The organism is Actinomyces urinae, from assembly GCF_900119695.1.
Classification (GTDB): Bacteria; Actinomycetota; Actinomycetes; order Actinomycetales; family Actinomycetaceae; genus Gleimia; species Gleimia urinae.
Genome location: NZ_LT632547.1, coordinates 838473 through 851941 on the forward strand (window position 1 = coordinate 838473; position 13469 = coordinate 851941).

Annotated in this window: 8 protein-coding genes; all 8 read right to left on the reverse strand. The window is 57.1% G+C overall.

Features of this window, described 5'->3' with window-relative positions; all coding sequences use genetic code 11:
• Nucleotides 1-130 precede the first annotated feature (130 nt).
• The 8 genes from fusA to rplA all read right to left on the reverse strand — a co-directional run bounded on the left by fusA (nt 131) and on the right by rplA (nt 13409).
• Nucleotides 131-2248: an elongation factor G gene (gene fusA, locus BQ7114_RS05185; protein ID WP_070618155.1), complete on the reverse strand. Its 2118-nt coding sequence runs from the start codon at nt 2246-2248 to the stop codon at nt 131-133.
• Between the two features lie 42 nt (nt 2249-2290).
• The gene (rpsG, locus tag BQ7114_RS05190; protein WP_072342823.1) at nt 2291-2761 is read right to left on the reverse strand and encodes a 30S ribosomal protein S7; all 471 of its coding nucleotides are present in this window, start codon (nt 2759-2761) and stop codon (nt 2291-2293) included.
• Nucleotides 2761-3135, reverse strand: coding sequence for a 30S ribosomal protein S12 (gene rpsL / locus BQ7114_RS05195; RefSeq protein WP_016444144.1), 375 nt, complete (start codon nt 3133-3135; stop codon nt 2761-2763). Before rpsL ends, rpsG begins: the two co-directional genes overlap by 1 nt.
• Nucleotides 3136-3537: 402 nt before the next feature.
• Nucleotides 3538-7455: a DNA-directed RNA polymerase subunit beta' gene (locus tag BQ7114_RS05200; RefSeq protein ID WP_072342826.1), complete on the reverse strand. Its 3918-nt coding sequence runs from the start codon at nt 7453-7455 to the stop codon at nt 3538-3540.
• A 120-nt stretch (nt 7456-7575) separates the two neighbouring features.
• Nucleotides 7576-11016 carry a DNA-directed RNA polymerase subunit beta gene (rpoB, locus tag BQ7114_RS05205; RefSeq protein WP_407638975.1) on the reverse strand — a complete coding sequence of 1147 codons (3441 nt, stop codon included), beginning with the start codon at nt 11014-11016 and terminating at the stop codon, nt 7576-7578.
• 408 nt (nt 11017-11424) lie between these two features.
• Nucleotides 11425-11811, reverse strand: coding sequence for a 50S ribosomal protein L7/L12 (gene rplL / locus BQ7114_RS05210; protein WP_072342836.1), 387 nt, complete (start codon nt 11809-11811; stop codon nt 11425-11427).
• Between the two features lie 87 nt (nt 11812-11898).
• Entirely contained in the window at nt 11899-12420 is a 522-nt protein-coding gene (rplJ, locus tag BQ7114_RS05215; protein ID WP_072342842.1) for a 50S ribosomal protein L10, read from the reverse strand.
• Between the two features lie 293 nt (nt 12421-12713).
• On the reverse strand, nt 12714-13409 hold the full coding sequence (gene rplA / locus BQ7114_RS05220) for a 50S ribosomal protein L1 (RefSeq protein WP_034507031.1): 696 nt from the start codon (nt 13407-13409) through the stop codon (nt 12714-12716).
• Nucleotides 13410-13469 lie beyond the last annotated feature (60 nt).

Here is a 13469-nt window from a genome sequence, read left to right on the forward strand (position 1 = left end):
CCTGGACTCGGGTAGATAAGTTCTTGTCAGCTTAGTGCTAGAAGTAGCCTAACACTTGACTTCGAATACTTCCTACAGGGTTTTCATTAGTGTGGTCTTTATAACGCCACTTTTTGGCTAGATCAGGCTCTTACTGGCCCGAAGCGTTGCCAATGATTTCCTCAGCTACTGCACGAGGAACCTCATCATAGCTATCGAACTGCATCGAGTAGACTGCGCGGCCCTGCGTCTTCGAACGCAAGTCACCAACATACCCGAACATTTCCGACAGCGGAACGAGTGCTCGCACAACCTTCACACCGGAAGCATCATCCATCGACTGGATGGTGCCACGACGGGAGTTCAGGTCGCCAATAACGTCGCCCATGTACTCCTCAGGAGTGCGAACCTCAACAGACATGATCGGCTCAAGAAGCACCGGAGATGCCTTGCGGACACCCTCGCGGTACACCATTGCGCCAGCGATCTTAAACGCCATTTCAGACGAGTCAACATCGTGGTACTGGCCGTCAAGCAGCGTAGCCTTCAAGCCAACCATCGGGTAACCAGCCAGGACACCAGTCTGCATGGCCTCCTGAATACCGGCGTCAACCGACGGAATGTACTCACGCGGAACGCGGCCACCAGTGACCTCGTTGCCGAACTCGTACGTCTTCTCGCCATCCAGCGGGAGCGGCTCGAAGCGAACGATCACCTTTGCGAACTGGCCAGAGCCACCAGTTTGCTTCTTGTGCGTGTACTCAACCTTCTCAACGGTCTTGCGGATGGTCTCGCGGTAAGCAACCATCGGCGCACCAACGTTAGCCTCAACCTTGAACTCGCGACGCATACGGTCAACGAGAACATCAAGGTGAAGCTCGCCCATACCGCCAATAACCGTCTGGCCGGTCTCCTCATCGAGGCGAACCGTGAAGGTCGGGTCTTCTTCGGCCAGCTTCTGAATAGCCGTACCGAGCTTCTCCTGATCCGCCTTCGACTTCGGCTCAATAGCCACGTGGATAACCGGATCCGGGAAGGTCATCGACTCAAGAACAACCGGAGCGTCCTGCGCACAAAGCGTGTCGCCCGTGGTGGTGTCCTTCAAGCCGATGAAAGCGTAAATGTGGCCAGCGTGTGCAACATCCACAGGGTTTTCCTTGTTGGAGTGCATCTGGAACATCTTGCCGATACGCTCGCGCTTACCCTTGGTTGAGTTCATTACGGTCTCGCCGGATGCAACCTTGCCCGAGTAAACACGAATGTAGGTCAGCTTGCCGTAGAACGGGTGAACAGCAACCTTGAACGCCAGAGCAGAGAACGGCTCGTTCTCATCTGCGTGACGCTCAATAACGGTCTCTTCATCGCCAACCTTCGTGCCCTTAACAGAAGGCACATCCAGCGGCGAAGGCAGGTACGAAACCACGCCGTCAAGCATGACCTGAACGCCCTTATTCTTGAAAGCAGAGCCACAGAATACCGGGTAAGCCTGCGAAGAAATAGTGAGTTCACGAACGCCAGCGCGAATCTGATCGTTGGTCAGTTCACCCTCTTCAAGGTAAATGTCCATGAGCTCTTCGTTAGCCTCAGCAGCGGCTTCGATAAGAGCCTCGCGGTACTCCTCAGCCTCAGCCTGAAGCTCCGCCGGAATCTCTTCCTCAACCACGCGTGCACCATAAAGATCGTTGCCATCCTCATCCTTTTCCGGGAAGTAGACGGCCTTCATCTTCATGATGTCAACAACGCCCTGGAAGTCGGCCTCCGCGCCAATCGGGAAAGCCATGACGATCGGGGTTGCGCCCAAACGGTCCTTAATGGTCTGAACCGAGTACTTGAAGTTCGCGCCCAGCTTATCCATCTTGTTGATGAAGCAAATACGCGGAACGTCGTACTTGTCAGCCTGACGCCAAACGGTCTCAGACTGCGGCTCAACGCCTTCCTTACCGTCGAACACCGCTACCGCGCCGTCAAGCACGCGCAACGAACGCTCCACCTCAACGGTGAAGTCAACGTGTCCGGGGGTATCAATAATGTTGATCTGGTTGTCATTCCAGAAACAGGTGGTAGCAGCGGACGTAATGGTAATGCCGCGCTCCTTCTCCTGCTCCATCCAGTCCATCGTGCCAGCACCGTCGTGGGTCTCACCCAGCTTGTAGTTGATGCCGGTGTAGAAAAGGATGCGTTCTGTAACTGTGGTCTTGCCAGCATCGATGTGAGCCATGATGCCGATATTGCGGACCTTCGTGAGGTCGGTGAACACCTCTTGTGCCACGTGTGTTTCCTTCGCTTGTTAGATCTACGAGCCCAGCTGGGATTACCAGCGGTAGTGAGCGAAAGCCTTGTTGGACTCCGCCATCTTGTGCATGTCTTCACGACGCTTCACAGCGCCGCCAAGGCCGTTGGACGCATCGAGAATCTCGTTCATGAGGCGCTCGGTCATGGTCTTCTCACGACGCTGACGGGAGAAATCAACCAGCCAACGAAGAGCAAGAGTGGTACCACGCGAAGAACGAACCTCAACCGGAACCTGGTAGGTTGCGCCACCAACACGGCGGGAGCGAACCTCAAGAGCCGGACGAATGTTCTCAAGCGCACGCTTCAAAACCGCAACCGGATCCTGCTCAGTCTTCTGCCCGACACCTTCAAGAGCGCCGTAAACAATCTTCTGAGCAACGGAACGCTTGCCGTCAAGCAGAACGCGGTTAACCAGCTGGCTAACAACCTTCGAACCGTAAATCGGATCCTCAACTAGAGGGCGCTTGGGAGCTGGACCTTTACGAGGCATTACTTCTTCTCCTTCTTCGCACCGTAGTGGGAACGAGCCTGCTGACGACCGCGAACACCCTGCGTATCGAGAGCGCCGCGAACGATGTGGTAACGAACACCCGGGAGGTCCTTCACACGGCCACCGCGAACGAGCACGATCGAGTGCTCCTGCAGGTTGTGACCCTCACCGGGAATGTAAGCCGTGACCTCGATACCCGAGGAAAGGCGAACACGAGCCACCTTACGAAGAGCCGAGTTCGGCTTCTTAGGCGTGGTGGTAAATACGCGAGTGCAGACACCGCGGCGCTGAGGGCTTCCCTTCAGTGCGGGCGTTGCTGCCTTCGCCGGCTTGGTGCTGCGTCCCTTGCGCACCAGTTGCTGGATGGTAGGCACTACTTCTCCGTCTTCCTTAAACAACAAACTTTTAGTATCGCGACGCCGAAACGCTTACGCGCTACCCCGCGTGGACACACTGGTGTCCGCCGGGGCCGGCCCGCCAACAGCCTCACAGTCGCATATCGTGAGGGTTAAGGATGACGTCCGGAGCTCAGACGAACAGTCAAAGAGCCCACTTGTCAGAAAAATCTGAACGGTGGATACCCGGCGACGCGGGCACCGTCGTCAAATATAAGGCTTTTTGCCTGCAATGGTCAATACCAAGGCCTTTTACCCGCGCCTATTGTGCCTGATCTAACAATGTAAACGCTAAAGAACTCCCTCCCGCCCGACCGCCCTGATGAATTAGTTTCGCCCCCTCCACAGAGGGGGCGAAATCTAAATGCGGTTCAAACCGGATTAGCGGAAGTCGCTATCCGAGAACGGAGCTCCAAAGTCGATCGAGTCGAGCGAAGCGAGGAACGCCTCATCGACCTCACCAACCTGGAAATCAGCCTCAACGTAATCCGCGTTAGCCATCGCCTCTGGCGTGGGCTCCACGTGGATCTTGTTGTAGCGTGCAAGACCCGTACCGGCCGGAATGAGCTTACCGAGAATCACGTTCTCCTTCAGACCAATCAACGGATCCGACTTCGCGCTAATAGCAGCCTCGGTCAAGATCTTCGTGGTCTCCTGGAACGAAGCCGCAGCAAGCCACGAATCCGTAGCCAGCGAAGCCTTCGTGATACCCATCAGCTCCGGACGCCCCGCAGCCGGGCGACCGCCCTGAGCCACAGTTGCACGGTTAATGCGCTTGAAATCGACCTCGTCAACAAGCTGACCGGGCAGAAGCTCGGTGTCGCCCGGATCATCCAGAACCGTGACGCGACGCAGCATCTGGCGAACAATCACCTCAATGTGCTTGGAGTGAATGTCCACGCCCTGCGACCGATACACTTCCTGCACCTCATCAACCAGCTGACGCTGTGTCTCCGACTTGTTGCGGATGCGAAGCATCTTCTTCGGGTCCAGACGACCCGTGGTGAGCTTGGTGCCAACCGCGATGTGCTCGCCCTCCTCCACGAGGAGTTCTTGGCGACGCGAAACCTCAACCACAAGGTCGGCCTCGCCATCATCACGAGTGATCACAATCTTGCGGTTGGTGGGATCCGTATCATCGATGTGGACCTTGCCCGCTGCCTCTGCCATCGTTGCCTCACCCTTCGGGGTGCGAGCCTCAAAGAGCTCCTGCACACGCGGCAGACCCTGCGTAATATCCGCAGCCGATGCAACACCACCGGTGTGGAAGGTACGCATCGTCAGCTGAGTACCGGGCTCACCAATCGACTGTGCCGCGATAATACCCACGGCCTCGCCGATGTCTACGCGCTTGCCCGACGCGAGCGAACGGCCGTAGCAAGCCGCACACGTACCCGTAGCGGACTCACAGTAAAGCACCGAACGCACCTTAATGGTGGTGATGCCCGCATCCACGAGCTTGTCGATCAAGACGTCGCCCACATCCGAACCTGCCTCAGCAACCACGTTGCCCTCAGCGTCCTTCGCGTCAGCCGCGAGCGTACGCGCGTAAGCAGTGGTCTCAACAGTGTCGAGGCGGTGTGCCTTGCCCTCTTCGTCCAGCTCGGCAATGTCCATGTTGATACCGCGACGAGTGCCACAGTCTTCCTCATGCACCACGACATCCTGCGACACGTCAACAAGACGACGCGTCAAGTAGCCGGAGTCAGCGGTACGAAGAGCCGTATCAGCAAGACCCTTACGAGCACCGTGGGTTGCAATAAAGTACTCCAGAACCGTGAGGCCCTCGCGGTAGTTAGCCTTAATCGGACGCTCAATAAGCTTTTGCTTCGGGTCCGACACGAGGCCACGCATACCGGCCAGCTGGCGCACCTGATCCCAGTTACCACGAGCACCCGAATCAACCATCTGGAACAGGTTGTTGCGCTCAGGGAACGCCTCTTCCATCGCGTCTGCAACCTCGCGAGTTGCAGTGGTCCAGATTTCAACCAGCGCGTTGTAACGCTCGTCCTCCGTGATCTTACCGATCTCGTAGTCGCGCTGAATCCGTGCTGCCGCCGCCTCGTGCTGGGCAAGAATCTCGCCCTTATTTGGCGGCGTCATGATGTCATCAAACGCAATGGTGAGGCCAGACCAAGTGGACCAGTAGAAGCCCGCAGCCTTAAGTGCGTCAAGCGACTCGGCAACCAGAACCTTCGGGTAAAGCTCCGCAAGGTCGTTGACCACCTTGCCGAGAACCTTCTTGTTCACAACGGCCTCAACGTAGGGGTACTCCACCGGGAGAAGATCGTTGAACAGGGCACGACCAAGCGAGGTTTCAAGCTCGATCGGATCGCCCTCGCTCCAACCTTCCGGAGCAACCCAGTTCTTCGGCGGCACAATATCCGTGAAACGAATAATCGCACGCGCATTCAGATGCAGGTCACCGCGGTCAAACGCCATGATTGCCTCGGCAACAGAGCTGAAGTGAGGCAGGATCGGCTCGCCCGTCTCCTCATTACGCGGAACTGGAATCGAAGAATCCGGGTTCAGCGTGAGGTGGTACAAACCAATGATCATGTCGTGCGACGGCATGGTCACCGGACGACCATCAGACGGCTTCAAAATGTTGTTCGAAGACAGCATGAGGACGCGCGCCTCAGCCTGCGCCTCCGCACCAAGCGGAAGGTGCACAGCCATTTGGTCACCGTCGAAGTCAGCGTTGAACGCGCCACAAACCAGCGGGTGTAGCTGAATAGCCTTACCCTCAATAAGCTGCGGCTCAAACGCCTGAATGCCAAGGCGGTGAAGCGTAGGTGCACGGTTCAGCAAAACCGGGTGTTCGCGAATAACCTCATCGAGAACGTCCCACACCTCGGGGCGCGAACGATCAACCTTACGCTGCGCAGCCTTGATGTTCTGCGCATACTTCTTCTCAATCAGACGCTTCATAACGAACGGCTTGAACAACTCGAGCGCCATCTGCTTCGGCAGACCACACTGGTGAAGCTTCAACTGCGGACCAACCACAATGACCGAACGGCCCGAGTAGTCCACGCGCTTACCAAGAAGGTTCTGACGGAAACGCCCCTGCTTACCCTTAAGCATGTCGGACAGGGACTTCAGCGGACGGTTACCCGGACCGGAGACCGGGCGGCCGCGACGGCCATTGTCAAACAGGGCATCCACAGATTCTTGTAGCATGCGCTTTTCGTTATTCACGATGATTTCCGGAGCATTCAGCTCAAGAAGACGCTTCAAACGGTTGTTGCGGTTAATCACGCGGCGGTACAGATCATTGAGGTCCGAGGTGGCGAAGCGGCCACCATCAAGCTGCACCATCGGGCGCAAGTCCGGCGGAATCACCGGGATAGCGTCCAGAACCATTGCCTCTGGCACGTTATCCGTAGTCAGGAACGCGTTCACAACCTTCAAACGCTTAAGCGCACGCGTCTTACGCTGACCAGTACCGGTAGCAATAATCTCGCGCAGAGCCTCAGCTTCAGCCTCAAGATCGAAAGACTGCAGACGCTTCTGAATAGCAGCCGCACCCATCGCGCCCTTGAAGTAAATGCCGTAGCGAGCCTGCATGTCGCGGTAAATGAGCTCGTCGCCCTCCAGGTCACCGACCTGCAGGTTCATGAACTTATCCCACACCTCTTCAAGGCGGGCAAGCCTCTGCTCGTAGCCACGACGGATCGCGTTCATGTCACGCTCACCAGCGCGGCGCTCGCGGTCACGAGTCTCCTGCTTGTTACCCTTCTCTTCCATCTCGGCAAGACGGGCCTCAAGAGCCTCCGCGCGGGCATTAATGTCGGCCTCGCGGCGAGCCTCAATGTTCTTGCGCTCAACCTCAAGCTCGTTACGCAGGGTCGGCAGATCCTCGCGGCGAGCCTCCTCATCAACCTCAGTGATCATGTAGGCCGCAAAATAAATGACCTTCTCAAGATCCTTCGGTGCAAGATCAAGCAGGTATCCAAGGCGCGACGGAACGCCCTTGAAGTACCAAATGTGCGTCACCGGAGCAGCAAGCTCAATGTGGCCCATGCGCTCACGACGCACGTCCGCACGCGCTACCTCAACTCCGCATCGCTCACACACGATGCCCTTGTAACGCACGCGCTTGTACTTACCGCACGCACACTCCCAGTCCCGCGTAGGACCGAAAATACGCTCACAGAACAAACCGTCCTTTTCCGGCTTGAGCGTACGGTAGTTGATCGTTTCTGGTTTCTTTACTTCGCCGTGGCTCCACTCGTGGATGTCGTCAAGAGTCGCCAGTCCAATGTGAAGCTTGTCGAAAGCATTGGCGTCGATCAAAGTGTTTCCTTCTGTAGTACACCGGGTCCAGCGTTGGATGGTCCGGCTCCCCTGCCGCCCGCTGGAGCAGCAAAGGCGCCTTCCCGCCACCACCAAGAACCGAGGTGGCGGGTAGGCGGACTAAATGTCATCAAGCAGTGCGCCCGCATTCGGACGAGTATCGAGCGTAATGCCGAGCTCCTCCGAAGCTGAACGCGCCGAATCGTTTTGCGTAGCAAGATCAATCGCGTTGCCGAAAGCGTCAAGAGCCTCAACGTTCAAGCACAGCGAACGCATCTCATACATGAGGACGCGGAAAGACTCAGGAATACCCGGCTCCGGGATGTCCTCGCCCTTCACGATCGAGTTAACAACCGAAACACGACCCTGCATGTCATCCGACTTGATGGTGAGGAGCTCCTGCAGAGCGTAGGCGGCGCCGTAAGCTTCAAGCGCCCACACCTCCATCTCACCGAAGCGCTGGCCACCAAACTGGGCCTTACCACCAAGCGGCTGCTGCGTGATCATCGAGTACGGGCCCGTTGAACGAGCGTGAATCTTGTCATCCACCAGGTGGTGCAACTTCAGCATGTACGTGTAGCCAACCGCAATGCGGCCCGGGAACGGCTCGCCGGAGCGGCCGTCGAACAGCTGCGCCTTACCGCTTTCGTCAATCAGACGATCCCCATCGCGGTTGGGCAGAGTATGCGAGAGCAGGCCCTTCAGAGCCTCTGGCTCCAAACCGTCGAACACCGGCGTAGCAACATTCGTACGAGCCGGAGCCTTAATCCCCTCTTCCGGAATGTACTTCGCCCAGTTCTCACCGTTCTTCACGGCCTCGGAAATGTCCCAACCCATCGCGGCAATCCAGCCCAGGTGGTACTCCAAAACCTGACCCAGGTTCATTCGCGGCGGAACACCCAGCGGGTTCAAAATAATGTCAACCGGCGTGCCATCCTCGAGGAACGGCATGTCTTCAACCGGGAGAACCTTCGACACAACGCCCTTGTTACCGTGGCGACCCGCCAGCTTATCGCCGATCGTGATCTTACGACGCTGAGCCACGTAGACGCGCACCTTCTGCTGCACGCCCGGCTGCAGGTCATCCTCATCCGCGTTCTGCTCGCGAACACCAATCACGATGCCCGACTCGCCGTGCGGCACGCGCATAGAGGTATCACGGACCTCGCGGGCCTTCTCACCGAAGATTGCGCGAAGCAAGCGCTCTTCCGACGTCAGCTCGGTCTCACCCTTCGGGGTGACCTTACCAACCAGGATGTCGCCCGCCTCAACCTCGGCGCCAATGCGCACGATGCCGCGCTCGTCAAGATCCGCGAGCGCATCCTCAGAAACGTTCGGAAGGTCACGGGTAATCTCTTCGTAACCAAGCTTCGTTTCACGGGCTGCGATCTCGTATTCCTCAATGTGAATCGACGTGAGGAGGTCATCCTGTACAACGCGACGCGACAAAATGATCGCGTCCTCGTAGTTGAGGCCTTCCCACGACATGTACGCAACCAGCAGGTTCTTACCCAGTGCCAGCTCGCCGCCCTGCGTTGCCGGGCCATCTGCGATCAGATCGCCAATCTCAACGCGGTCTCCCTCATTAACTGCCACAATCTGGTTGGTGCAGTTACCCGGGTTTGAACGGCCAAACTTCTCCAGGCGGTAGGAATCCGAGCCGCCCTCATCCGTCATAACTACAACAAGATCAGCGGAAACCTCGGTTACCACACCTGCACGCTTCGCGGTCACCATCTCGCCGGAGTCCATGGCGGCGCGACGCTCAATACCGGTACCCACCAGCGGAGCCTCCGTGGTAAGGAGCGGCACAGCCTGGCGCTGCATGTTTGCACCCATGAGAGCACGGTTAGCGTCATCGTGCTCCAGGAACGGGATGGCCGCGGTAGCAACCGACACCATCTGTCGAGCCGACACGTCCATAAGGTCGATCTCTTCAACTGGAACCAGTGCCGGGTCCTCGCCCGCAATACGGCAGACCACGGATTCGTCAGCGAAACGGTTGTTCTCGTCAAGCGCGGCCGAAGCCTGTGCGATCGGATGCGCGTTCTCTTCATCAGCCGTTAGGTAGTGAATCTCGTCCGTTACCCGGCCATCACGCACAACGCGGAACGGAGTCTCAATGAAACCAAACGGGTTAATACGCGCGTAGGTTGCAAGTGAACCAATAAGGCCAATGTTTGGACCTTCAGGCGTCTCAATCGGGCACATACGGCCGTAGTGAGACTGGTGAACGTCACGAACCTCCATGCCGGCGCGATCACGCGACAGGCCGCCCGGGCCAAGGGCGGAGAGGCGACGCTTGTGCGTTAGGCCAGCAAGCGGGTTGTTCTGATCCATGAACTGCGACAGCTGTGAGGTTCCGAAGAACTCCTTAATAGCAGCCGTGACCGGGCGAATATTAATCAGCGAGGTCGGGGTGATCGCCTCGATGTCCTGCGTGGTCATGCGCTCACGGATGGTGCGCTCCATGCGTGCCATACCGGTGCGAACCTGCGCCTGAATGAGCTCGCCCACTGCGCGGATACGACGGTTACCGAAGTGGTCAATGTCGTCAAACTCAAGCGGGAGCAAAACCGGCTCGCCGCCACGCATGCCCGGGAACTTAATCTGATCGCGCTCACGGCCAGTTGCATTACCGCGCTTATGTAGCGCAAGCAGGTACTTTACCGTAGCGATGATGTCTTCCAAACGAAGCGTGGACTCGTCAAGATCAGCCGCAAGACCAAGCTTCTTGTTGATCTTGTAGCGGCCAACCTTAGCCAAATCGTAACGCTTAGGCGTGAAGTAGAAATTATTCAGCAAGTTCTGCGCGGCCTCAGCCGAAACTTGCTCACCCGGACGAATCTTACGGTAGATATCCGTAAGTGCCTCTTCCTGAGTGGTAACCGTGTCCTTCTCAAGAGTCTCAAGCAGAACCGGGTAGTCCTCAAACTCAACGCGAAGCTCCGACTCGGTCATGCCGAGCGCCTTCAGGAAGTGCGTCACCGGTTGCTTACGCTTGCGGTCAATACGCACGCCAACGGCGTCACGCTTATCAATCTCAAATTCCAGCCACGCGCCGCGCGAAGGAATGATCTTCGACGAATAGATCGTGCGGTCCGAAGTCTTATCCGCAGCGGCCTCAAAGTAGACGCCTGGCGAACGGACAAGCTGGGACACAACCACACGCTCAGTACCGTTAATAATGAAGGTGCCGCGCTCCGTCATGAGCGGGAAGTCGCCGAGAAACACCGTCTGCGATTTGATTTCACCCGTAGTCTGGTTCATGAAGTCCGCTTGAACATACAGCGAAGCCTCATACGTCTTGTCTTTTTCGCGGCACTCCTCAACGGTGTACCTCGGCGGTTCAAAGTGGAACTCGCGGAAGTCCAGTGCCATCGTGTTACCTACGTCTTCAATCGGAGAAATCTCCGCGAAGATGTCCTCCAACCCCGAGGTCGTAGGTAGCTTCTGAGCGCCAGAAGCATTCGCCTTCTCAACCCGCTCACGCCACTCGTCAGTTCCAAGTAGCCACTCGAAGCTCTCCACCTGGAGGCTAAGGAGGTTTGGCGCTTGCATCGGCTCGCGCAACTGCGCGAAAGAAATTCGTTTATTCGTGTGCTTTGCGGCAGATTCGCTCTGTGCAGCCAAAGGGGATCCTTCCCTGCTTTACTAATAATCAGCGCGCACGCCTCGAACCCCTCGTGTGATCCATGCCCAACCCACGCTCAGCGCATTCATTAATTGCGTGCAGGCATAGTACACCTCGGATACAGGCGTAATGATCAGAATATCTAACAGGGGTTACTAAACTCTACCCTTCGGCGCGTGCAGTTCATCACTTTCGCCAAAGCGTGTACCATGCCGTCCACCACCCCAATGGTTGAAACCGACATCGCGAATCAAACCAACAAATGTAGCGCTGCCAATACAAAAGGAGCGCGCGAGGAAACCCCTCACGCGCTCCTTAGTAGCTTGAGCTAGAAACTACTTAACGGTGACAGTGCCACCAGCAGCCTCGATGTCAGCCTTAGCCTTCTCAGCGTCTTCCTTCGAAACACCGGAAAGGATGGTGGTCGGAGCACCCTCAACCTTGTCCTTGGTGTCCTTCAGGCCCTCGCCCGTGATGGACTTAACAGCCTTGATGACCTGGACCTTCTTGTCGCCAGCAGCTTCAAGAATGACGTCGAACTCGGTCTTAGCCTCATCAGCCGGAGCCTCGCCACCAGCAGCCGGAGCTGCAGCAACAGCGGCAACCGGAGCGGCAGCCTCAACATCAAACTCTTCCTCGAACTTCTTGATGAAGTCGGACAGTTCAACGAGGGTTAGTTCCTTGAAAGCATCAATGAGCTCTTCAGCGGTGAGCTTTGCCATTTTGGCACTTCCTTCCATTTATTCCTGCTGTAGAAGCAGATGTCAGTATTTTGGACCTCGGCACGGTACCGGGAATCCGGGGTGGCCTTAGGCCGCTTCTTCCTGCTTCTCGCGCAGGGCGTCGATGGTGCGCACAGTCTTGGTAGGCAGTGCGGCGAAAGCGAACGCAGCCTTGGACATTCCAGCCTTGAGGACGCCGGCGGTCTTGGCCAGCAGCACCTCGCGGGACTCAAGGTCAGCGAGCTTCTTAACATCATCAGCGGAGAGCTTCGCGCCCTCCATCACACCGGTCTTCAGAACCAGTGCGGGGTTCTCCTTAGCGAAGTCACGCAAAGCCTTCGCAGCGTCAACGACCTCGCCGTTTACAAACGCGATGGCGGTTGGGCCAACCAGGTCTTCTTCTAGGAAGTCAAATCCAACTTCCTTCGCAGCAATGGTGGCCAGCGTGTTCTTCACCACGGAGTACTGCACGTTACCAGCCATCGAGCGACGAAGCGTCTTCATCTCCTCAACGGTCAAGCCGCGGTATTCAGTCAGCACAACAGCAGACGAAGAGCGGAAACGCTCCACCAGTTCTGCAACTGCAGCTTCCTTGTCAGGCCTTGCCATGGGCCCTCCTTCCGTGATCATCCGCCGGCCCAGATCAAACCCGGAGCAGGGAATAAAAAATCCCCGGCGCGCACGGCACACGGGGGCAGACAAAAAGTCTCACTCGTTCACCTGCGCAGGTTCCATCTGGATTACACCTCAATGAGGTACCAACGGTCTTTGGCTACCCAGTAGGCTACCCAGCCGGGGCAACCAATGCAAGCACGAAAGCTCCAAAGGAGGCAAAATATGAGCGGTTTAACACGAAAACTGGCCCCGGCAAAACCGGGGCCAGCCACGTGTTTGAAGCTAGATTAAGCAGTCTTCACCGCGACGTCCAACGGGATACCAGGGCCCATGGTTGTCGAAACAGTAGCCTTCTTAATGTAGCGGCCCTTAGAGGAAGCCGGCTTCAGACGGATGATCTCGTCAAACACCGCGCGGTAGTTCTCCGCGAGCTGTTCGGCGGTGAAGTTCGTCTTCCCAACGATGAACGCGAGGTTCGAGTGCTTATCAACACGGAACTCGATACGACCGCCCTTAATCTCCTTAACGGCCTTCGCAACATCCATCGTTACCGTGCCCGTCTTCGGGTTCGGCATAAGACCACGCGGACCAAGCACGCGGCCCAGGCGACCAACCTTGCCCATCATGTCCGGGGTAGCAACAGCGACATCAAAATCGGTGTAACCGCCCTGAACCTTCTCAATGAGCTCGTCGCCGCCAACCTCATCCGCGCCAGCATCGAGCGCCTCTTGAGCGCGCTCGCCAACGGCAAAGACCAGGACCCTGGAGGTCTTACCGGTGCCATGCGGAAGAGAGACGGTGCCACGCACCATCTGATCAGCCTTACGCGGATCCACACTAAGGCGGAACATAACCTCAACGGTCGCGTCAAACTTGGTGGTCGAAGTTTCTTTAGCTAGCTTCATCGCGTCGAGCGGAGCGTACAACTCACCGGGGTGAATCTTCTCGACCGCTGCGCGGTAAGCCTTTGAACGAGTAGCCATATCTGCGTTTCTCCTTGCAGTTGTGGTGCCTGTGGGCGGCTATTGCCCTGCCACGAAATA